Annotated in this window: 19 protein-coding genes and 1 pseudogene; 9 read left to right on the forward strand and 11 right to left on the reverse strand. The window is 60.8% G+C overall.

What is annotated here, in order from left to right; translation table 11 throughout:
• Window positions 1-3 precede the first annotated feature (3 nt).
• Window positions 4-1,428, forward strand: a complete 1,425-nt coding sequence (locus MT962_RS07160) for an amidohydrolase family protein (RefSeq protein WP_247365274.1) — start codon at window positions 4-6, stop codon at window positions 1,426-1,428.
• Between the two features lie 18 nt (window positions 1,429-1,446).
• Here the strand turns inward: MT962_RS07160 and norR are convergent, their stop codons facing one another.
• From norR to MT962_RS07175, 3 genes are all read right to left on the reverse strand, one after another.
• Window positions 1,447-2,973 carry a nitric oxide reductase transcriptional regulator NorR gene (norR, locus tag MT962_RS07165; RefSeq protein WP_247365275.1) on the reverse strand — a complete coding sequence of 509 codons (1,527 nt, stop codon included), beginning with the start codon at window positions 2,971-2,973 and terminating at the stop codon, window positions 1,447-1,449.
• Window positions 2,974-3,087: 114 nt separating this feature from the next.
• The gene (pptA, locus tag MT962_RS07170) at window positions 3,088-3,318 is read right to left on the reverse strand and encodes a tautomerase PptA (protein ID WP_024557606.1); all 231 of its coding nucleotides are present in this window, start codon (window positions 3,316-3,318) and stop codon (window positions 3,088-3,090) included.
• Window positions 3,319-3,373: 55 nt separating this feature from the next.
• Window positions 3,374-3,991 carry a glutathione S-transferase family protein gene (locus MT962_RS07175; RefSeq protein WP_024557605.1) on the reverse strand — a complete coding sequence of 206 codons (618 nt, stop codon included), beginning with the start codon at window positions 3,989-3,991 and terminating at the stop codon, window positions 3,374-3,376.
• A gap of 135 nt (window positions 3,992-4,126) precedes the next feature.
• Between MT962_RS07175 and eptA the strand changes: the two genes are divergently transcribed.
• From eptA to pmrB, 3 genes are read left to right on the forward strand one after another with little or no spacing between them, the layout of a single operon-like run.
• Entirely contained in the window at window positions 4,127-5,764 is a 1,638-nt protein-coding gene (eptA, locus tag MT962_RS07180) for a phosphoethanolamine transferase EptA (protein WP_247365276.1), read from the forward strand.
• A complete protein-coding gene (pmrA, locus tag MT962_RS07185) occupies window positions 5,764-6,438 on the forward strand; it encodes a two-component system response regulator PmrA (protein WP_024557603.1) in 675 nt (224 codons plus the stop codon). Before eptA ends, pmrA begins: the two co-directional genes overlap by 1 nt.
• Window positions 6,435-7,517, forward strand: coding sequence for a two-component system sensor histidine kinase PmrB (gene pmrB / locus MT962_RS07190; protein WP_029697071.1), 1,083 nt, complete (start codon window positions 6,435-6,437; stop codon window positions 7,515-7,517). The genes pmrA and pmrB overlap by 4 nt, the downstream gene beginning before the upstream one ends.
• 6 nt (window positions 7,518-7,523) lie before the next feature.
• Here the strand turns inward: pmrB and MT962_RS07195 are convergent, their stop codons facing one another.
• A complete protein-coding gene (locus MT962_RS07195) occupies window positions 7,524-8,075 on the reverse strand; it encodes a shikimate kinase (RefSeq protein ID WP_024557601.1) in 552 nt (183 codons plus the stop codon).
• Window positions 8,076-8,190: 115 nt separating this feature from the next.
• Between MT962_RS07195 and MT962_RS07200 the strand changes: the two genes are divergently transcribed.
• Window positions 8,191-9,087 (forward strand): dihydrodipicolinate synthase family protein, encoded by an 897-nt coding sequence (locus MT962_RS07200; protein ID WP_247365277.1) that lies wholly within the window; start codon window positions 8,191-8,193, stop codon window positions 9,085-9,087.
• 172 nt (window positions 9,088-9,259) lie between these two features.
• On the opposite strand, the gene MT962_RS07205 is transcribed toward MT962_RS07200, so the two are convergent.
• The 7 genes and pseudogenes from MT962_RS07205 to MT962_RS07235 form a co-directional block, all read right to left on the reverse strand.
• Complete coding sequence (locus MT962_RS07205) at window positions 9,260-10,153, reverse strand: transporter substrate-binding domain-containing protein (protein ID WP_247365278.1); 894 nt, start codon at window positions 10,151-10,153, stop codon at window positions 9,260-9,262.
• Window positions 10,154-10,162: 9 nt separating this feature from the next.
• The gene (locus tag MT962_RS07210) at window positions 10,163-10,939 is read right to left on the reverse strand and encodes an amino acid ABC transporter ATP-binding protein (protein ID WP_024557598.1); all 777 of its coding nucleotides are present in this window, start codon (window positions 10,937-10,939) and stop codon (window positions 10,163-10,165) included.
• Window positions 10,923-11,855, reverse strand: a complete 933-nt coding sequence (locus MT962_RS07215) for an amino acid ABC transporter permease (protein ID WP_048887552.1) — start codon at window positions 11,853-11,855, stop codon at window positions 10,923-10,925. The genes MT962_RS07210 and MT962_RS07215 overlap by 17 nt, the downstream gene beginning before the upstream one ends.
• 9 nt (window positions 11,856-11,864) lie before the next feature.
• Entirely contained in the window at window positions 11,865-12,374 is a 510-nt protein-coding gene (locus tag MT962_RS07220) for a GNAT family N-acetyltransferase (RefSeq protein WP_024557596.1), read from the reverse strand.
• 9 nt (window positions 12,375-12,383) lie between these two features.
• Window positions 12,384-14,655 (reverse strand): annotated as a pseudogene (locus tag MT962_RS07225) (NtaA/DmoA family FMN-dependent monooxygenase).
• 78 nt (window positions 14,656-14,733) lie between these two features.
• Window positions 14,734-15,867: an amidohydrolase gene (locus tag MT962_RS07230; protein WP_247365279.1), complete on the reverse strand. Its 1,134-nt coding sequence runs from the start codon at window positions 15,865-15,867 to the stop codon at window positions 14,734-14,736.
• On the reverse strand, window positions 15,864-16,862 hold the full coding sequence (locus MT962_RS07235) for an LLM class flavin-dependent oxidoreductase (RefSeq protein WP_024557592.1): 999 nt from the start codon (window positions 16,860-16,862) through the stop codon (window positions 15,864-15,866). The genes MT962_RS07230 and MT962_RS07235 overlap by 4 nt, the downstream gene beginning before the upstream one ends.
• 366 nt (window positions 16,863-17,228) lie before the next feature.
• On the opposite strand from MT962_RS07235, the gene nfsB reads away from it, so the two are divergent.
• From nfsB to MT962_RS07255, 4 genes are all read left to right on the forward strand, one after another.
• Complete coding sequence (nfsB, locus tag MT962_RS07240; RefSeq protein WP_024557591.1) at window positions 17,229-17,873, forward strand: oxygen-insensitive NAD(P)H nitroreductase; 645 nt, start codon at window positions 17,229-17,231, stop codon at window positions 17,871-17,873.
• 268 nt (window positions 17,874-18,141) lie between these two features.
• Complete coding sequence (gene ansP, locus MT962_RS07245) at window positions 18,142-19,635, forward strand: L-asparagine permease (RefSeq protein WP_024557590.1); 1,494 nt, start codon at window positions 18,142-18,144, stop codon at window positions 19,633-19,635.
• A 410-nt stretch (window positions 19,636-20,045) separates the two neighbouring features.
• Window positions 20,046-21,017 (forward strand): ABC transporter substrate-binding protein, encoded by a 972-nt coding sequence (locus MT962_RS07250; protein ID WP_235146836.1) that lies wholly within the window; start codon window positions 20,046-20,048, stop codon window positions 21,015-21,017.
• A 21-nt stretch (window positions 21,018-21,038) separates the two neighbouring features.
• Window positions 21,039-21,920, forward strand: coding sequence for a TauD/TfdA family dioxygenase (locus tag MT962_RS07255; protein ID WP_024557588.1), 882 nt, complete (start codon window positions 21,039-21,041; stop codon window positions 21,918-21,920).
• Window positions 21,921-21,925 lie beyond the last annotated feature (5 nt).

The following is a 21,925-nucleotide window of genomic DNA, read 5'->3' on the forward strand; positions in this document are numbered from 1 at the left end:
CCCATGAGCGCTATTCTTATCAAAAACTGCGCGGCGATGCTGACCGGCGCGCGCCATGCCCCCCGCAGCCCGGCGCGGGATATTCGCATCCGCGACGGCGTGATTCTGGAAATGGGCGAACTGACGCCGCAGGCTGACGAGCGGGTCATCGACGCCCGCGACTGCGTGGCCTACCCGGCATGGGTGAATACCCATCATCATCTGTTCCAGTCGCTGCTTAAAGGCGAGCCGCAGGGGCTGAACCAGAGCCTTTCCGCGTGGCTTGCCGCCACGCCCTACCGCTTTCGCGGCGCGTTTGACGAGCAGACGTTTCGCATCGCCGCGCGCATTGGGCTGGTGGAGCTGCTGCGCTCCGGCTGCGGCACGGTGGCGGATCACCACTACCTTTACTGGCCGGACATGCCGTTCGACGGCGCAGCCGTGCTCTTTGAAGAGGCCGACGCGCTCGGCATGCGCTTTGTGCTGTGCCGGGGCGGCGCCACGCAGACGCGCGGGCTGGAGAGCGACTTGCCCACCGCACTGCGTCCGGAAAAATTCGACGCCTGGATGGCGGACGTCGAGCGGCTGACGGCGAAATACCATCAGCCGGGCACGCAGGCCTTTCGCCAGGTGGTGATGGCGCCGACCACCACCCTGCACTCCACCACGCCGCAGGAGCTGCGCGAAAGCGCCCGGCTTGCGCGAAGCCTCGGCATTCGGCTGCACAGCCATCTGAGCGAAACGGTGGATTACCTGGACGCCGCCCGGGCGAAATTCGGCATGACTCCGCTGCAGTTCTGCGCTGAGCAGGAGTGGACCGGCGAGGATGTCTGGTTCGCGCATCTGGTGAAGCTGTTGCCCGAAGAGATCCGCCTGCTTGGCGAGACGGGCAGCGGCATCGCCCACTGCCCGCAGAGCAACGGGCGGCTTGGCAGCGGCATCGCCGATCTCGTGGCGCTGGAGGCGGCGGGCGTGAAGGTGTCGATTGGCGTGGATGGCGCCGCCTCCAACGAGGCGGCGGATATGCAGAGCGAAACTCACGCCGCCTGGCTTTTACAGCGGGCGCGCAAAGGGATGCTGGCGAAGCCGCGTTACGAGGGCGGCGAATTTGAAGGCGGCGGCGATGCGGCGACTATTGAGGATGTGGTGCGCTGGGGCACCGCAGGCGGCGCGCAGGTGCTCGGCTTAACCGGCACGGGCACCCTCGCCCCCGGCCAGGCGGCGGATATCGCGCTCTACCGGCTCGACGACCCGCGCTACTTCGGCTTGCACGACATCGCCATCGGCCCGGTGGCCTGCGGCGGCCGGGCGTATTTAAAAGCGCTACTGGTGGGCGGTCGCGTGGCGGTGGAAGAGGACCGCATTCCGGGTCTCGACCTCGCGGCGCTGGGCCGCCAGGCGCAGGAGACGGTGTTTACGCTGCAACGCCGCGCCGGGGTGCGCGGTTAACGCAGGGCCGCGCCCGGGCTATTTGAGGCCGAGCCGCTTCGCCAGCCGGTGCAGGTTCGCCACATCCACCGCCAGCGCCCGGGCGCTGGCGGCCCAGTTGTGATGATGGCGCAGGAGCGTTTCGCTAATCAGCTTGCGCTGGAAGTCCTCGGTGGCGGCGCGCAGGTTTGCCGCGTCTACCGGCGCATCGGGCAGCCGGGCGACCGGCGGCGCGTCAGCGTCAGGCGCGGACGCAAGGGCGAAATGGCGCGCTTCCAGCACCACATCCGGCTCCGCCTGGGTCGCGCGGGCGAGGATCACGGCGCGGTGAATCGCATGCTCCAGCTCGCGCACGTTGCCCGGCCAGCCGTAGGCGCGCAGCGGCGCCAGCGTGCCGGGGCTTAACACCACGCGGGAGAGCCCCAGGCGCGCGCGACATTGTTCGCAGAAAAAGCCCGCCAGCAGCACGCTGTCTTCGCCCCGCTCGCGCAGCGGCGGCACCACCAGCGGAAAAACGCTCAGACGATGGTATAAGTCGGCGCGAAAACGCCCCGCCAGCACCTCGGCTTTGAGATCGCGGTTAGTGGCGGCGAGCACCCGCACATTGACCCGCAGACTGCGGTCGTCGCCCACGCGCTGAATATCGCCATACTGCAATACGCGCAGCAGCTTTGCCTGTAACGGCAGCGAAAGCTCGCCAATCTCATCAAGAAACAGCGTGCCGTTGTCCGCCATTTCAAACTTGCCGCTGCGGTTGCTGATAGCGCCGGTAAACGCCCCTTTCACATGGCCGAACAGCTCGCTTTCGGCCACCGTCTCCGGCAGCGCAGCGCAGTTGAGGTAGACCAGCGGATTCGCGGCGCGCGGCGAGCCTTCATGAATGGCGCGGGCCACCAGCTCTTTACCAGTGCCGGTTTCGCCGCTTATCAGCACGTTTAAATCGGAGGGCGCGACAATGGCTATCGCCTGCTTAAGCTCCCGCATCGGCGGCGATTCGCCAATGATTTCGCCCGCCGGGCCGTCGGCGGCGGCCGACCGCAGCGGGGCGACAAGCGGGTTCTGGCGTTCAAGCTGCTCAATCAGCAGCGCGTTGTTCAGCGCGCCCGCCGCCAGCACCGCCAGCAGCCGCAGCTCTTCATCGCTGAAATTATCGAACTGGCAAGGGTCCATGCCGTCAAGCGTCAGCGCGCCGATAAGCGTCTGCCCGGCGAACAGGGGCAGACCGACGCAGGCGTGTACTTTGAGCTGCTCGTGGCCCGGGATCAGGCCGTCATAGGGATCCGGAAGCTGGCTGTCCGCCGGAAAACGCACGATGTCGCCTGCACGGGCTATCGCTTCGAGACGCGGATGTTCGTTAATGGCGAAACGTCGTCCGGGCACATCCGGCGAAAGGCCGTCCGTCGCCAGCGGGCGAAACGCCCCTTGTTCGTAGCGCAGCAGCGCCGAGGCGTCGCAACGCAGCACCTGGCGAAGCGTGGTGATAAGCCGCTGAAAGCGATCCTGATGGCTGATGCCGCGTTGCAGCGCAATGGCGATGGTGGCGAGAAGGTTGACCGACAGGCTCATTCAGGCGCTCCTTTGTGGCCAGGCAGACCACAAAGGATGCCACAGCGGCAGGCGGGTGAATAGTCAAAAGGACAGCGATAACCCTGCTGAATGACTAAAACACCCTCTTTCGCATTACATGCTGTAGCCCGGTTTTTTCGCGAGCTTATCGAGGTTCGGCGCAATCTCTTTGTCCCAAACCTGCGCTTTCCAGTCGTCCGGCTGCACCTCTTCCAGCGCCACCGAAACGGAGCTTTCTTTGCTTTGCAGATGCTTAACGATAACGTCGCTCAGTTCGGCGGCGAGCGCCTGCTGCGCCTCTTCCGATAACCCGCGCGGGAAAAATTTGACGTCGACATGCGGCATGGTCTGCTCCTTAACTGACAAAATGGGCTTACAGCCTGCGTTATCCAGCCTTGCTTTACAAGAGCTTATTGGCTTTCAGCACCGCCGTCAGCTCCACGTGTCCGCACACGGCATCCGCCATGGCGTTAAGCTTCGGCGCGTTTGCGGCAAACCACTCGCGGCCCGGGCCCCAGCAGCGCAGCACCGGCCAGTACGCGTCAAGCAGGGTTATCTCTTCGCCGAAAGCATAAGGCCCCTCGCCCATCTCCTGCTCAAGCCACTGGTAGAGCGTTTTGCGCTGGCGTTGCGCGCTTGCCTTGAGCACTTCGGGCTGCGAATCGACCCAGCGTTCCGGGTAGTCGGCCAGGGTAAAGGTGGGATAGACATTCGCCACCAGCCAGACCAGTAGCCGCCAGAACCTGTCGCGCGCAGGCGTACCAGGGCGCGGGGCGAACTGCGGGTGTTTGTCGAGCAGCATCAGCGCGATGGCAGCGCTTTCAGTCATCACGCCGCCCTCGTCCAGCAGCAGCGTCGGCACCTGGCAGAGCGGGTTCAGCGCAATCAGCAGCTCCTGTTGCGGGCCGGGCTTATCAAAGCCCTCGACGTTGATAAAATCATAAGGTTCACGGGTCATTGCCAGCATGATTTCGCTGATAGCCGACCCCCAGCCGGGCACACCGTAGAGCGTAAGCATCGTCACCTCCTGGGTTTGAGATAAGTGTAGAAGCTGCGCGCCGGGACGGGTAATGCGCGTGTCCCCGATACGCTTAAGGTTTTCCTAATTTTGCTCTGTCACCCTGTGCGCCTAATTGGTTATCAGGCCCGCTTTATGTCTCTGCTGAATGAAAAAAGACCGACGCTCGGTCGGCTCGCGTTTCTGGCGATTTTTTCGCTCTACATTTCGCTCTTTCTGAACCTCGCTTATTACCGCCAGGTGCTGAAAGCCATGCCCGTGACCTCGCTTCACGAGGCGCTGGTTTTCCTCTCCATGCCGGTGGTCGCCTTCAGCGTCATTTTTATCGTGGCGACGCTCGCCTCGTTCTTCTGGCTCACCCGGCTGGTTATCGCGGTATTTATTCTCGTTTCAGCGGCGGTGCAGTATTTCATGCTCAACTACGGGATCATCATGGATCGCAATATGATTGCGAATATCCTCGATACCACCGCATCAGAAAGCTTCGCTCTGCTCACGCCGCAACTGGTCGTTACGCTGCTGTTTAGCGGCCTGGCGGCGGTTGCGGCGATGTTCTGGATCCGCATCCGTCCCGCTGCCTCGCGCTGGAAGGATGCGTTGTGGCGCCTCGTGAGCGTGCTGGGCTGCTGTGCGGCGATAGTCATCGTGGCGCTGCTTTTCTATAAAGATTACGCCTCGCTGTTTCGCAATAACCGCGAGCTGGTGAAAACCCTCAGCCCTTCCAGCAGCATTGCGGCGAGCTGGTCTTACTATTCGCATCACCGCCAGGCGAACCTGCCGCTGGTGCGCATCGGCGAAGATGCGAAGCTGCTTGCTAACCGGCAGACCGGCAAGCCGAGCCTCACGATTTTGATCGTCGGCGAGACCTCGCGCGCGGACAATTTTTCGCTTGAGGGGTACGGGCGGCAGACCAATCCGAAGCTTGCGAAGGACGATGTTTTCTGGTTCCCGCATACCACCTCCTGCGGCACCGCGACGGCGGTCTCCGTGCCCTGCATGTTCTCTAATATGCCGCGCTCGCATTATGACGAGGGGCTGGCGAGCCATCAGGAGGGGCTGCTGGATATCCTGCAGCGGGCGGGCCTGCAGGTGCTGTGGAATGAAAATGACGGCGGCTGCAAAGGCGCCTGCGACCGGGTGCCGCATCAGGACATGACGGCGCTGAACCTGCCGGGCATGTGCCAGGAAGGCGAATGCTACGATGAGGTGCTGTTCCACGGGCTTGATGACTATATCCGCAACCTCAAAGGCAACGGGATCATCGTGCTGCACACTATCGGCAGCCACGGCCCGACCTATTACCATCGTTATCCGCCGCGCTTTAAGGTCTTCACCCCGACCTGCGATACCAATGAGATCCAGACCTGTAGCCAGGCGCAACTGGTGAACACCTATGACAACACACTGTTATATGTGGACTATATTGTCGATAAGGCGATTGGCGTGCTGAAGGCGCATCAGGATAACTTCACCACCAGCCTGGTTTATCTCTCCGATCATGGCGAATCGCTGGGGGAAAACGGCGAATATCTGCACGGACTGCCTTATGCTATTGCCCCGGAGCAACAAAAACATGTGCCGATGCTGTTATGGTTATCGCCAGATTATCAGCAGCGGTTCGGTGTAAAGGCGAGCTGTCTGAGCCATCTCGCAGCATCGAACGCCTTTTCGCAGGATAATCTCTTTTCCACCGTGCTCGGCATGACCGGCACACAGACCCGTGAATATAAGCCGGGCGATGATATTCTGGCAGCGTGTCGGAGCAAAGCGTAATGAAGATACTGGTTGTGGAAGATGACGCCCTGCTGCTTGAAGGGCTGATGCTGGCGCTGGCGGGCGAAGGTTACGTGTGTGACGGTGTCACGTCGGTGAAAGCGGCCCAGGCGCATCTGGCCTGCGGCATTTATAGCCTGATTGTGCTGGACCTTGGCCTGCCGGATGAAGACGGGCTGCAATTACTCACACGGCTGCGCCGCGAGAAAAGCATGCAGCCAGTGCTCATCCTTACCGCCCGCGATACGGTAAGCGAGCGTATCGCCGGGCTTGATGCGGGCGCGGACGACTATCTGGTTAAACCTTTCGCGCTGGATGAGCTGCTGGCGCGCATTCGCGCCATTATCCGCCGTCATGTTAACCAGGGAGACAGCCTGCTGGAGGTGGGCGAACTGGCGCTGGATATGACGCATCGCCAGATCCGTCTGGCGGGCGAGCCGCTGGAGCTGACGCCAAAAGAGTACGCTATTCTCTCGCGCCTGATGCTCAAGGCGGGCCACCCGGTGCACCGGGAAATCCTTTATCAGGATATTTATAACTGGGAATCGGAACCCTCCACCAACACGCTGGAAGTGCATATTCATAACCTGCGCGACAAAATCGGCAAGTCCGCCATTCGCACCGTTCGCGGTTTTGGCTATACCCTGGTTAAAGCGGACGGCGCTCCGGAATGACGCTGCGTGAACGCCTTCGCCGCAACAGCAACAGCCTGAGCTTCCGCCTGCTGTTAGCTATCGGCCTTATCCTCTTTGTCTGTCAGGCCATCAGCGTGCTGTGGCTGTGGCATGAAAGCAAAGAACAGATCCACCTGCTGGTGGACGCCGCCGTACGCGGCGACAACAACCACCGGCATATTGAGCGCGAGATTCGCGAAGCGATAGCGAGCCTCGCGGTGCCGAGTTTAGTGATTATCGGGCTGGCGCTGGTGCTCTGCCTGCAGGCCGTTAAATGGATAACCCGGCCACTGCGCAAACTGCAGGACCATCTTGAAAACCGCACCGAAGATAACCTTGAGCCAATTCAGTATCTCAGCTCGGTGCAGGAGATAGACGCCGTCACGCTCGCCATCAACCAACTGCTTTCCCGTCTGACCACAAGCCTTGAGCGCGAGCGGCTGTTCACCGCCGACGTGGCCCATGAGCTGCGCACGCCGCTGGCCGGGCTGCGCCTGCATCTCGAACTGCTGGAGCGCAACAACCATGTGCAGGTGCAGCCGCTGATTGCGCGGCTCGACCAGATGACCCGAAGCGTAGTGCAGCTGCTGCAACTGGCTCGCGCCGGGCAGTCGTTCACCTCCGGCAACTATCAGGATGTCTCGCTGACGGAAGATGTGGTGCTGGCGACGGAAAGCGAGCTGCGCACGATGCTCGCGCAGCGCGATCAGACGCTTCGTCTGCGGCTCTCGCCGCAGGCGCGCGTGCGCGGCGACACGACGCTCTTGCAGGTGCTGCTGCGAAACCTGGTGGAAAACGCGCATCGCTACAGTCCGCAAGGCAGCGTGATTACCGTAAGCGTGGCGGCGACGCCCGTGGCTTCGCTCATCGTGGAAGATGAAGGCGCCGGGGTGGATGAAAGCAAGGTCGGCGAGCTGAGCAAAGCCTTTGTGCGCATGGACCGCCGTTACGGCGGCATCGGGCTGGGGCTGAATATCGTTAGCCGCATCGTTCAGCTACACAAGGGCGAATTCCTGCTTGAAAACCGCGCGCCCGAGCGCGGAAGCCGCGCCACGGCGCGCTTTCCGGCGAACAGCTAACCCGGATTAAGAGGTGGCGCGCTGTTCCGTCAGGCTTTTTAAAAACGCCTCGCTTTCAGCGGGCGAGCGCAGATGCACAAAGCGGATATGCGACCAGGCCGGGTTCTGCATATCCGCAAGGTAGCGCACCCGGTTGCTGCGCCAGGTTTTCAGCGTCCAGAGCAGAATGGAGTCGCGGCTGAAAAAGCTCTGGCGAAAGCTCTCCCGGTTGCCGGTGCCGGGCCAGAGTTCGGTTTTACGCCAGGCGCGGGTCGCGGCGCGGCGCACTGCCTGCCAGAAGGTGCGGGTAAAACCGTAATCAAGCCAGACTACGCACTCCACCTCGCGCCATTTCACCGGTCTGGTTCGGTTATAGTTGCCGTCCAGCACCCACCCCTGCGGCTGCGCAGCCAGTTGTTGCCGAATTTTTTCCATAAACACCTCATCCGGCGTCCCTTGCCAGTTGGCGCGCCAGTAAAGCGCATCAAGCTGGATATAAGGCAAATTAAGCTGCTGCGCCAGACGGCGAGCGAAGGTGCTTTTGCCGCTGCCGCTGGTGCCGACCACATTAATTTTCATCTCCTCCGCCTTCTTTTTGCTGTTTTTAAACGCTCCGCGAGCCGCTATGTTATTGAGGTTGTCAGAAAAATACAGTTTTTGATGAACCCACTACCTTTTTTGACAGGGAGCCGGCATGTTTTCAGGTCTTAGCGCTTTTCCTTTAACGCCGATGCGGGGCGACGCCCCCGATTCACACAGGTTTATCCGGCTGGTTGAACGGCTGGCTGACGCCGGGGTGCAGAGTATCGGCGCGCTCGGCTCAACGGGCAATTACGCTTATCTGACGCTGGAGGAGCGGCTGCGGATGACTCGAATCGCGGTTGACCATGCCGCTGGCGTACCGGTAATGGTGAGCGTGGGCGCTGTTCGCACCCGTGACGTGCTGACGCTTGCCGAAGGCGCGCAGCGCGCCGGGGTTCGCGCCCTGCTGCTCGCCCCCGTGTCTTATCAGCCGCTGACGGAGGATGAAGTTTTCAGTCTTTATCAAACGGTGGCGCAACATTGCGACGTGCCGCTATGTATTTATGACAACGCCGCGACCACCCATTTCACCTTCACCGATGCGCTGTACCAGCGGCTGGCGCAGCTGCCTGCGGTTTGCTCCATTAAGCTTCCCGGTTCACCGCTTGCCGCACCGGCGGGCCGCGAGCGCGTGGAGAAGCTTCGCGCCCTGCTGCCTTCACGTATAAAACTTGGCGTCAGCGGCGATATGTTTGCGCAGGCGGGCTTACGCGCCGGTTGCGATGTCTGGTATTCGGTGGTGGGCGGGCTTTATCCCCGTTTAGCGCTGCGTCTTCTTCGCGGCGCGCGAGAAGACGGGCAGCAGGACGCCGACTTTTTATCAGACCTCGAGCCGCTGTGGACGCTCTTCAGAGGTCACGGCAACCTGCGCGTGATGGCGGCGCTGGCGGTATTCTCTGGCCTGCTCGACGAACCGCCGCTGCCTGCGCCGCTAAAAATGCTGCCCGCGCAAGAACAACAACAGATCCGCTCGTTGCTGCCCGTCCTGGAAGCCTGGGAAGCGGCGTAAGCTTTCCCGGCACACCCCGCCGGGGCGCGCGTGGTTTGACCTGCCTTTTCATCCGCTGGTTCCCCTCACCCCGGCCTTTCCCAAAGGAGCGAGGGAGAAAACCCGCGAGCGCGGTAAGGTCAGAGCGCAACGGGCGCCGCGCTTGCGTTGAAAAACGCCGCACCACGCGCCCCTAATACGCAATTCCCGGCGGGTTCACTACCGACGCCGCTACCCCTTCCTCTTGCTCGCCCCAGCGGGCCAGCACCTGTTGATAAGCGCCGCTGTGAATGGCGCCGTTTATTCCCTCCTGCAGTGCATAAACTAACCCGTTGCCCTTTTTGGTCGTGGTGGCGACATACGCCTTCAGCGGCCCTTTGCCCACCAGCCGCGTTTTCCCGGTGAGCGCGGCTTTGTACGCCCCCACCGAATGCGGGCCGAATATTGCGTCCGCGCGCCCCGATTGCAGGTAGAGGTTGCCGGAAGCATCGTCGGTCAGGTAAATCGGCTGCACCGGCTTAAGCCCGTTCGCCTGGTTTTCTTTATCCCACTTCAGCAGAATTTTCTCCTGATTGGTGCCCGACCCCACAATGACCCTTTTGCCCGCCACGTCCGGCGGCGTGTTGATTGACTGGATCTCACTGGTCGATTTCACCGAAAAGCCGAGCGTATCCACCCGGTAGGTGGCGAAATCAAACTTCATTTTCCGCTGTTCGGTCACGGCGATGTTCACCAGCGCCACGTCATATTTGCCGGCGCTAATGCCGAGCGGCCAGTCCTCCCAGGCGGTCGGCACCAGTTTCACCTTCAGACCGAGGCTGTCGGCCAGCAGCTGCGCGATATCCGGGTCGCTGCCGATGCGCGTGCGATTATCGCTCGCCAGCAGCGCCAGCGGCGGCGAGTTGAGCGCGGAGATAGCCACCGTCAGCGTACCCGGTTCAACAAAGCGGTAGCCCGACGGGATCTTCGCGATGGCCGCCGGGTTGGCGGGCGTGTGAATCGGCGTTTCATTCGCTTTCAGGTCGATGCCCGCCGCCATGGCGAACGGGCCTGCGCTTAACAACAACAGCGTCAGCAGTGCTTTCATCCTTGCTCCTTAGAGTACGCGGGAAAGAAAATTGCGCGTGCGCGGGTGCTGTGGACGGTTTAACACCGCCTCGCTGCTGCCCTGCTCTACAATCCTGCCATCCACCATAAACACCACGTTGTCCGCCACTTCACGGGCAAAGCCGATTTCATGCGTCACGACCACGAGCGTGGTGCCAGAGCGCGCCAGCTTTTTAATTACGTCCAGCACCTCGCCCACCAGCTCCGGATCCAGCGCCGAGGTGGGCTCGTCGAACAGGATGACTTTTGGCTCCAGCGCCAGCGCGCGGGCGATAGCGATACGCTGCTGCTGGCCGCCGGAAAGATGGCGCGACCAGGCCTCCGCCTTATGGCGAAGCCCTACCACCTCCAGCAGCGCATACGCCCGGGCGACAGCCTGCTCCCGCGGCACGCCGTGTGCGATGGGCGCTTCAATCAGGTTTTCCAGCACCGTCAGGTGGGGAAACAGGTTGAAGTTTTGAAAGACATAGCCCACGTTCACGCGCTGGCGCAGGATCTCGCGCTCTTTCAGCTCATAGAGCTTGTCGCCTTCCCGGCGGTAGCCAATGTAATCGCCGTCTATCTGGATAAAACCTTCGTCTACCCGTTCGAGGTGGTTGATGGTGCGCAGCAGCGTCGACTTGCCGGAGCCGGATGGCCCGATGATCACCGTCACCGAGCCGGGCTTAAGTTCCAGCGATACATTATCCAGCGCTTTATGTTTGCCGAAATATTTACTGACGCGGGTGATGGCAATATGCCCTGCGGCGCTAGGGGAGTTGAGCATTGACAGTCTCCTGGGTTTTTGGCGTGGCGAAAGCCCATTTACGCGCCGGGCGGTCCACCGCCGAGCGGCGCTGGCTGCGCGCAAGCCAGCGTTCCACGCCGTATTGCAGCAGGGAAAGCAGGCTGGTCAGGACCAGATACCAGGCGGCGCCCACCATCAGCAGCGGGATAACCTCCTGGGTGCGGTTGTAGATCATCTGAATGGTGTAGAAGAGCTCCGGCATCGCCAGCACGTAAACCATCGCCGTGCCTTTAGCGAGGCTGATGATTTCGTTAAAGCCCGCCGGAAGGATGGTGCGCAGCGCCTGCGGCAGGATAATGCGCAGCGTACGCCGCCACGCGGGCAGCCCCAGCGCGGCCGCCGCTTCGTACTGGCCGTGGTCGACGCCCAAAAAGCCGCCGCGAATAATCTCCGCCGTGTAAGCGCTCTGCACCAGCGTCAGCCCCACCACCGCCGTGGCGAACTGGCCCAGCACGTTGATGGTCGGGTAGCTGGCGAAGGTCATGTCGGTAAAGGGGATGCCCACCGACAGCGTGTCGTAGAGGTAGGAGAAGTTATAAAGAATAATCAGCACCACGATGAGGGGCAGCGAGCGAAACAGCCAGATGTAGCCCCAGGCAAGGCTGCTCAACAGCCACGAGTCGGAGAGCCGCGCCATCGCCAGCACGCCGCCGAACAGAATGCTCAATAAGGTGGCCAGCACGGTAAGCTGGAGCGTCTGGAAAACGCCTTCGAGAATCACCGGGTCGAAGAACCAGCGGGCGAAAACGCTCCACTCCCAGCGCGGGTTGAAGGCGACCGACTGCGCCACCACGGCGAGTAAGAAGAGCGCGACCGCCGCCCCGACGATGCGCCAGGGATAGCGTGCCGGCACGACGTTGACAGCAGCGGCGGGGGTTTCTGCGGGAAGAGTCATGTAGCCTCCTCAGGCCGTTTTTGCATGGTTTTCGACAAGGGATTTGGTAAAGCGCAGCCGCCCGTCATAAGGCGGCAGGCTGTACTCCTCCGGGTCGCGGGTCAGGTCGAAGTGCGGCTGATACCCGTGGCTTAAATAGAGGCGCACCGCTTCCGGCTGGCGAAAGCCGGTGGTGAGATAGACCTGGCTGTAGCCCGCCAGCCGCGCGCGGCGCTCCAGTTCGCTGACCACTTTCCAGGCCAGCCCCTGGCGCCTGAGGTCGCTGCGCGTCCAGATGCGCTTAAGCTCCGCGGTGTTGTCGTCAAAAGGTTTATAGGCGCCGGTTGCGATAATCTCGCCGTCGCGCTCCAGCACAATAAACAGCCCCTGCGGCGGCAGATACCACTCCGTCAGCTCCACTTCGGCGTCTTTAGAGAAGTAATCACCGTAGCGGGCAGCATACTCGCCAAACAGCCCGGTGATAATCGGCTCCAGCTCCGGCGCCTGCGGTGAGACGTCGCGAAAGAATTCAGTGCTCATCTCGCCTCCTTAGTCGCCAAGGCCCGGCGGATTGATTTCAGAAGACGGGATGCGCTCCACGCCCTCGCCCCAGCGGTTCAGCACCTTGTCGTAGTCGCCGTTTTTAATGACCCCGTTCAGCGCGGTTTGCACCGGTTGCGCCAGCCCGCTGCCTTTTTTCAGCGTCACGGCGATGTGCGCGGCCTTCGGCCAGCCGCCATCCACGCTGCCCACCAGCCGCGTTTTGCCGGTCAGCGCCGCTTTCCATGCGCCGATAACGTTCGGCCCGAAGTACGCATCAGCGCGGCCCGACTGCAACGCCAGCGTCTGCGCGGCGTCATCTTTGGCGTAAACCGGCGTAAACGGCTTCAGTCCCTTCGCCTGGTTCGCTTTATCCCAGGCCAGCAGAATCGCCTCCTGATTAGTGCCCGAGCCGACGATAATGCGCAGCCCGGCGATATCCTCCGCTTTCTCAAGCGATTTAATGGCGCTTGTGTCCTTTACGTAAAAGCCCAGCGAGTCCTTGCGGTAGGTCGCGAAGTCGAACTTCTCTTTGCGCGCTTTGGTGACGGTAATGTTGCTGATGGCGGCGTCATACTTGCCGGAAGCGACGCCGAGCGGCCAGTCCTCCCAGGAAGTGGGCACCACGTTCAGCTCAAGCCCCAGGCTGTCGGCCACCAGGCGGGCGATATCCACCTCGCTGCCAAGCAGGGTTTTGTTGTCGTCGGCGAAGACCGTCAGCGGCGGCGAGTTAAGCGCCGCCACCGCCACGGTGAGCTTGCCCGGCTGGGCGAAACGGTAGCCTTGCGGGATTTGCGCCGCGGCTTCGGCGTTTTTCGCGGTGTTGACGGGCGTTTTGTTGGCGTCCAGGCTCACGCCTTTGCCGTTGATGGTCACGTCCTGGGCCATCGCGCCCGCGCTCAGGCCGCCAAACGCGACGGCCAGCGCCAGAATAAGCATGGTTTTCTGCATAGCATCGGCTCTTTTATTGTTGTGTGAAGGAATTAGCAGGCGTTTTCAGCCCCAGGCTTTCGCGAAGCGTCGCGCCCGGGTAGTCGCGGCGGAACAGTCCGCGCTGTTGCAGCAGCGGAATCACCTCGTCGACAAAGCGCGGGAAGGTGTCCGGCGTGCCGCCCTGAATGATAAAACCGTCGGCGGCGAAGCCTTCAAACCACTGCTGCAGGCCGTCCGCCACCTGCTCTGGCGTGCCGTGAAAGCGCGGGCGCGGCGTGGCGGCTTCGAGCGCCGCCTGGCGCAGCGTCTGGTGGTGCTCGCGGGCGCGACGCTTTATCTCATCGGTGGTGCTGCGAAAGCTGTTCTGCCCGAGGTCGCCGATGTCCGGAAACGGTGCATCAAGCTCATACTGGCTGAAGTCGTGGTGCTCAAAATAGCGGCCGAGATAGTTCAGCGCGTCGTCGATGGAGACCAGCGCGGCGGTAGTCTGATACTGGCGCTCCACGTCATCGGCATCTCGCCCCACAATCACGCTGACGCCCTGGAAGATATGCAGCTCGTCCGGCGTTCTGCCATATTTTTCCAGTTGCCCTTTCACGTCGCGGTAAAACGCCTGTGCCTCTTCAATGCTCTCCTGATGGGTGAAGATGGCGTCGGCGTGGCGGGCGGCGAGCTTTTTACCGTCCTCAGAGGCGCCAGCCTGAAAGATAATCGGCCGGCCCTGCGGCGTGCGGCCAATGTTGAGCGGCCCCTGCACCTGGAAGAAATCGCCGTGGTGGTCGAGTGTATGCAGCTTCGTCCGGTCGAAAAACTGCCCGGTCTCTTTGTTGCGCACAAAGGCATCCTCTTCCCATGAATCCCACAGCCCCTTCACCACGTCGAGGTATTCATCGGCGATGCGGTAGCGCAGCGCGTGATCCGGGTGCTTCTCGCGCGAGAAATTTTTCGCCGAACCCTCCAGCGGCGACGTCACCACGTTCCAGCCCGCCCGGCCGTTGCTCAGGTGATCGAGACTTGCGAACTGGCGCGCCACGGTAAACGGCTCGCTGTAGGAGGTGGAGAGCGTGCCCACCAGCCCCAGATGGCGGGTGACGGTCGCCAGCGCCGACAGCACGGTTATCGGCTCAAAGCGGTTAAGAAAATGCGGGATAGACTTTTCGTTGATATACAGGCCGTCGGCGACGAACAGGAAATCGAGCTTGCCCTGCTCGGCTTTTTCCGCCGTCGCCTTCACAAAATCAAAATTGATGCTGGCGTCCGCCACCGCGGCGGGATGCCGCCAGGCAGACATGTTTCCTGAGGCGCCGTGCAGTATGGTGCCAAGGCGCAGCTGTCGTGCTGAAGTCATGCTTATCCCCTCTCTTCCCGTTTTCAGGCCATAGCTACCCTTACCCCGCCAGTTGGCGGAGCGAAGGTGATAAAAGGTTTAATGCTGGCTTAGCTGGCGCAGCGCTTTTTCCGCAAGGCGTGCGAAGTAGCACGCCGCGCCTTCCAGCAACGCGTCGTCCGGGTTGTAGGCCGGATGGTGCAGGCCGTACTCGCTGGCGCTGCCGAGGCTTATGAACGCGCCGGGGATCTGTTGCAGATAGATAGCGAAATCTTCGCCGCCCATGTGCAGATCCGCAGGCTCCGTTTTCAGCCCGGCTTCACGGGCGACCTGCTCCGTAAACGCCGCCCAGTGCGGATCGTTGATCAACGCAGGCGGGCCGTCGCGCCAGTCGATAGTGATTTGCGCATCAAAGGCGGCGGCGAACCCGGCGGCGAGCTGGCGCAGGCGCTGGGCCACTTTGCTGCGCACCTCGCGGTCGTGGGTGCGCACGGTGCCTTCAAGCTCCACCGTCTCCGGCAGCACGTTCCAGGTATTGCCGCCCTGAATGCGGGTAACGCTCACCACCACGGAATGCAGGCTGCTGACGTCGCGGCTGGCGATGGTCTGCAACGCGCCGACAAGCTGCGTCGCCAGTACGATGGCGTCTTTGCCCTCCTGCGGACGGGCGGCGTGCGCGCCCTTACCTTTGATATGAATCACGAAGCGGTCGACGTTGGCGTAGAAGGCGCCGGGACGGGTGGCGAAAACGCCTACCGGGAGGCTGGGTTCGTTATGCATGCCGAAAATCGCGCTGACGCCCTGCAGCGCGCCGGCGCGGATAACCGCCTTCGCACCGGTGAAGTTCTCTTCGGCCGGCTGGAAGATAATCCGCACGCGCCCCGACAATTCCCTTTCACGCGCTTTTAGAAGCTGCGCCGCGCCGAGCATCACGCTTGTGTGAATGTCATGGCCGCAGGCATGCATCACGCCAGGGGTGTCTGAGCTAAAGGCCACACCGCTGTGCTCATCAATCGGCAGCGCGTCGATATCCGCGCGCAGGGCGATAAGCGGCTCGCCCTGGCCCACTTCCGCAACCACGCCGGTGTGAAGCGGCAGGTCGGGCAGGCGCAGGCCGTTCTGCTCAAGCCAGCGGCGCAGCCGCGCAGTGGTGGCGACCTCGTTGCCGGAAAGCTCCGGATGCTGGTGCAGCTCGCGCCGCCAGGCGATTAATTGTTCTGCGAATGCGCTCATGCCAGCTCCTTCTCAGGTGCCGCCAGCAGCGCCAGCGAGCGCAGACGCGCCGCGCCGTCGGCAAAGGGGGTATCAATAACAAACTCCTCAATACCGAACTGCTGATGCAACGCTTCCAGCGCTGCGCGCACGTCCGCAGCCGTGCCTTTAAGCAGCGACGGCGTACGCGGCGTAATGCGCGCCGCCGGGCTGCCCGCCTGGCGAATAAAGGCCTCCGCCTGCGCTTCGCTCGCGACCGTCACCTTCTGGCCGTTTTGCAGCTCCACCAGCCATAGCTGAACCGCCTGCGAGAGCGTTTCCGCCTCTTCCCGGCTCTCTGCCACCACCGCCTGCACCGCCAGCAAAAAGTCGCCGCGGGCGCGCTGGCGCCAGAGGCGCACGACGTCACCCAGCAGTGCCTTATCGCCGTTCAGGTGCCCGGCGAAGACAAAATGCCAGCCGAGCTTTGCGGCGAGCGCCGCGCTTTCAGGGCTTGCGCCCAGCAGAAAACGCTGCGGCTTGTGGGACGGCAACGGCGTGGCGCGCAGGGCGTGGAAATCATCTTCATCGCCGCCGCGTTCGGTGAGCCAGCCGGTCAGCTCGGCAAGCTGGGCGGCGAAATCGCCCTTTTCTTCCGGGCGTATCCCTTTTTGCAGCGCCCGGGTGGAAAGCGGCAGCCCGCCCGGCGCTTTGCCGACGCCAAGGTCGATACGGCCCGGCGCCAGCGACGCCAGTAAATGGAAATTTTCTGCCACTTTATAAGGGCTGTAGTGTTGCAGCATGACGCCGCCGGAGCCGAGGCGAATGCGCTGAGTCTGCGCGGCAAGCCAGGCGATGATAATTTCCGGCGAGGGGCTGGCCAGGCGCGAGGTATTATGGTGCTCCGCCACCCAGAAGCGATGATAACCCCACGCCTCCGCGCGCTGCGCCAGTTCCAGGGTGCGCGCAAGCGCCTGTCCAGCGGTTTCTCCCTCCGCCACCGGGCTTTTATCCAGCAGGCTCAGTCGGTAAGTCATTATTTATTCCCTTGACGAGTAACGTGGCTTCATTATTAAAGTCGTCGCGTCACGCCGGGAAACAAATAATTTTCCTTAAGTAAGTTAAAAAACAGAAATACAACCCCGACCGTAAGCTCAATAAGGATGAATAACAGCGAGCGTTATTTATCTGTTCATTAGCCAGAAGACAGGAAATAACGGCGGACGATGCTATCCCGCGTCTGAGCCGTGAGCCCCTCTTTCACATTTATTGCGGCTTACCCTCGCCATCGCCAAACCCTGTGGAGTCCTGACATTAAGATCGGGTAGGCTTGCACACGGTCAATTTTCCCGGTGCGGTAAAAGCCTGTTTCTCCTGCCGCCCGTTTACTAAGGAACATAACAATGACGCTTGATGAAATTATCCGCACGCGCTTTACCAGCAAAGCCTATGACGAAACCCGCAAGCTCACCGCGGTTCAACAGCAGCAACTGCTCGACGTGCTGCGCTACAGCCCATCGTCGGTGAACTCTCAGCCGTGGCATTTCTTCGCCGTGACCTCTGACGAAGGCAAAGCGCGACTGCTGCCCGCCGTTGCGGAGGCGAACGCCGGTAAAATCCAGAAAGCGGCGATGGTCGTGGTCTTCACCATCCGCGAGCAGATAACTGAAGAGCATCTGCAGGCGCTGCTGGATAAAGAACAGCAGGACGGGCGTTTTATCAGCGATGAGATGCGCCAGGGCCAGGACAAAGGCCGCCGCTATTTCGTTGACCTGAATAGCCACTCCGTAGAAAGCCAGCAGGCATGGATGGCGCGTCAGGCTTACATCTCACTCGGTTTCTTCCTGCTTGGCGCCGCGAGCCTTGGGCTGGACGCCACCCCTATTGAAGGCTTCTCGCCGGAGAAAATGGACGACGCGCTGGGTCTGAAAGCAAAAGGACTGAAAAGCGTGGTGATCGCGACGGTGGGTTACCACAGCGACGCCGACTTCAACGCCGCCTTGCCGAAATCCCGCCTCGATGCCGACCAGGTTATCACCCTGCTGTAAGTTTTCAGGCCGCCCTGCGGCGGCCTTTTCCCTTCTGCTCTTTCCTTCCTGTACTGGCACGCTGAAACGTGCCCGGGGCGGCGTCACACCCTTACTGGTATGTTTTGCTTAGACCCGAATTTGCGGGTAGGATGCTGCGCCATGTTTCGCTTTTAACGCATAGCTATTCACTGGAAAAGCGAACATTTCCCGTACAGAAGACCAGCAAAAGCAAACGATTGGTCAGCAACGGGGTTTCCCAGTTAGAAGACAGGATAACAGGAACACAATGAAGACAACGAAGCAAAGCGCGGCGGACCATCAGGCCGCGAAACGACGCTGGTTGAACTCCCACGAAGAGGGATACCACAAAGCGATGGGCAACCGTCAGGTGCAGATGATAGCCATCGGCGGCGCTATCGGCACAGGTCTGTTTTTAGGCGCTGGCGCGCGTCTGCAGGCGGCCGGCCCCTCCCTCGCCATTGTTTATCTGGTGTGCGGGATTTTCTCTTTCTTTATTCTGCGCGCGCTGGGCGAACTGGTGCTGCATCGTCCGTCGAGCGGCAGCTTCGTCTCTTACGCTCGCGAATTCCTCGGTGAAAAAGCGGCGTATGTCGCAGGCTGGATGTATTTCGTCAACTGGGCGATGACCGGCATCGTGGATATCACCGCCGTGGCGCTCTATATGCACTATTGGGGCGCGTTTGGCGATGTGCCGCAGTGGGTCTTTGCCCTCGGCGCGCTGGCGATCGTCGGCACCATGAACATGATCGGCGTGAAGTGGTTCGCAGAGATGGAGTTCTGGTTCGCGCTGATCAAAGTGTTGGCTATTGTGCTGTTTCTTGTGGTGGGGACAATTTTCCTCGGCACCGGCAAACCGCTGGACGGCGGCGCGACCGGCTTCCACTTAATACCCGATAACGGCGGCTTCTTCCCGCACGGCTTGCTGCCTGCGCTGGTGCTGGTGCAGGGGGTAGTTTTCGCCTTCGCCTCTATCGAGCTGGTGGGTACGGCGGCGGGCGAATGTAAAGACCCGGAAACCATGGTGCCGAAAGCCATCAACAGTGTTATCTGGCGTATCGGCCTGTTCTATGTCGGCTCGGTTATCCTGCTGGTGCTACTGCTGCCATGGAACGCTTATCAGGCGGGTCAGAGCCCGTTCGTGACCTTCTTCTCGAAACTCGGCGTGCCGTACATTGGCAGCGTGATGAATATCGTGGTGCTGACGGCGGCGCTCTCCAGCCTCAACTCGGGCCTTTACTCGACCGGCCGTATTCTGCGCTCTATGTCGATGGGCGGCTCCGCGCCGAAGTTTATGTCGAAGATGAGCAAACAGCAGGTGCCGTTCGCGGGTATCCTGGTGACCATGGCCGTTTACGTCGTGGGCGTCTTCCTGAACTATCTGGTGCCGTCTCAGGTGTTTGAGATTGTGCTGAACTTTGCCTCGTTAGGCATTATCGCCTCTTGGGCGTTTATCGTGGTTTGCCAGCTGCGCCTGCGCAAAGCGATTAAAGAAGGCAAAGCGGCGGACGTGCACTTCAAGCTGCCGGGCGCGCCGTTCACCTCCTGGCTGACGCTGCTGTTCCTGCTGGCGGTGCTGGTGCTGATGGCGTTCGACTACCCGAACGGCACCTGGACTATCGGCTCCATTCCGCTTATCGCCATCCTGCTGACGCTGGGCTGGTTCGGCGTGCGCAAGCGCGTGAACGAAATTCACAGCGCCGCGCCGCAAAACCCGGATGACGTGGAGACGGTGACGCTGAAAGAAGAGCATTCTCGCTAAGTTTTCTTGCTGCTTCAGCGCCACGCAAAACCGCCCTTTGGGCGGTTTTTTTATGCGCGCCGCCGCGTACAAAGGCGGATGACGCCTCGCGTAGCCGCTCTAAAATACGACAAAACAGCCTGAACGCCTGCGCCGCTTTTTACCCTTTCTTAAAAGGGGCAAAGCAGAAGGCCCTGGCAAGGAATATACATTCTCCATACCCCCCCCTTAGCCACACCTTTTCGCCTTTTATTCCCTCTCTGCGCATTAGCAAAGCAAAAAAAAGCATTTATCCATTGTGACTAACTTATTCCAATAAACACTTTTGTTTTTTCCTCTTCCGCCTGCACGATAAAGCCATCGATATATATAAAACCATTCACTTATCACTTGCGGGAATAACCATGACAATAACGAAGACAAAAAGCGCCATGGCGCTGGCGCTCTTATTCGCCACGAGCGCAGCGCAGGCGGAAGGGCAAATTAGCATCGCGCAGCAGTTTGGCATTGGTTATTTAATTCTGGATGTGGTTCGCGACCAGCAGTTAATTGAAAAACAGGGCAAGAAACAGGGGCTGGATATTAAAGTAGACTGGCGCACCCTCTCTGGCGCCACGGCCATGAACGAAGCGCTGCTCTCCGGCGCGCTGGATGTCGCCTCGGCGGGCGTGCCGCCGCTGCTGACCCTCTGGGACCGCACCAAAGGCCGCCAGAACGTCAAGGCCATCGCCTCGCTCGGCTCCATGCCTAACTACCTGCTCAGCAACAACCCGGCGGTGAAAAGCGTAAAAGACTTAAGCGACAAAGACCGCATCGCGGTGCCTGCCGCAGGCGTCGGCTTCCAGTCGCGCACGCTACAAATTGAAACCGCAAAGCTCTTCGGCAACGCCGATTACAAGCGGTTTGACAAAATCAGCGTCAGCCTGCCGCACCCGGACGCCAGCGCGGCGCTGATTGCCGGCGGCTCGGAGATCTCCACCCATTTCTCCAGCCCGCCGTTTCAATACCAGGCGCTGGAGCATAAAAACGTCCACAAAATTTTAAGCTCTTACGACGTGCTGGGCGGCCAGGCCACCTTCAATGTGCTCTATACCACGCAGAAATTTCATGACGAAAACCCGAAAACCTATCGCGCCTTTTATGACGCTTTAGCCGAAGCGGCGCAGATTATTAACGCCGATAAAAATAAAGCCGCGGAAACCTATATTCGGGCAGAAAAATCGCGCCTGCCTTTGCCGCTGGTGCAAAAGATTGTTAACGACCCGGAGATTAGCTTTACCGTCTCGCCCGAGCGCACCTTTATTTATGCGCAAAAGCTTAACGAGCTTGGCGTATTAAAAAATAAAGCGGACTCCTGGAAAGACTATTTTTTTAACGAAGCCTGGCAGAACCCGGGCAGCTAATTCACCTGTAAGGATAACCTCATGACCACGACGCTCGACGCCCCGCTTCGCTCGCAGGATTTTGTGATTAGCCCTTTTGAAAACCTGGGCGCGGAAATTACCGGGCTTGATTTGAGCCTGCCGCTGAACGAGGCGGATTTCGCCCGCGTAAAGCAGGCGCATCTCGACCATCATCTGGTGGTGTTCCGTAACCAGCGCATTACCCCACAGCAGCAGATTGATTTCAGCCGTCGCTTCGGGCCGCTGCAAATCCATGTGCTGAAGCAGTTCTTACTGGCGAATCATCCCGAGATCCTGATTGTCTCTAACATCGTTGAGAACGGCCAGCCGATTGGCCTTGGCGACGCCGGGAAATACTGGCACTCCGATCTCTCTTACAAGGCATTGCCGAGCCTGGGCTCCATGCTGTACGCCCAGGAGCTGCCGGAAGAAGGCGGCGATACGCTGTTTGCGGATATGCATAAAGCCTGGGAGACACTGCCCGTGGCGCTAAAAAAAGCGGTGGAAGGCAAACGGGCGGTACACTCCTATACCGCGACTTACAGCAAGCCGAAATTTGGCGCGCAGTGGCGCCCGCAGTTAACCCCGCAGCAGCTCGCCGAAGTGCAAGCCGTGTCGCATCCGGTGGTCCGCACGCACCCGGAAAACGGGCGCAAGGCGCTGTTCGTTAGCGAAGGTTTCACCACGCACATTGAAGGGCTGCCCGAAGACGAAAGCCGCGACATTCTGCAGGCGCTCTACGACCACAGCATTCGCCCGGAGCATCTGTATCGCCACCGCTGGCAATACGGCGACATGGTTTTCTGGGATAACCGCTCGCTTATCCACCTCGCCACCGGCTGCCCGGATCACCTGCGCCGTAAGCTCTACCGCACCACTATCGAAGGCGACGCGCCGTTCTGAAGGAG

The sequence above is a fragment of the Franconibacter sp. IITDAS19 genome (genome assembly GCF_023079515.1).
Taxonomy (GTDB): domain Bacteria; phylum Pseudomonadota; class Gammaproteobacteria; order Enterobacterales; family Enterobacteriaceae; genus Franconibacter; species Franconibacter pulveris.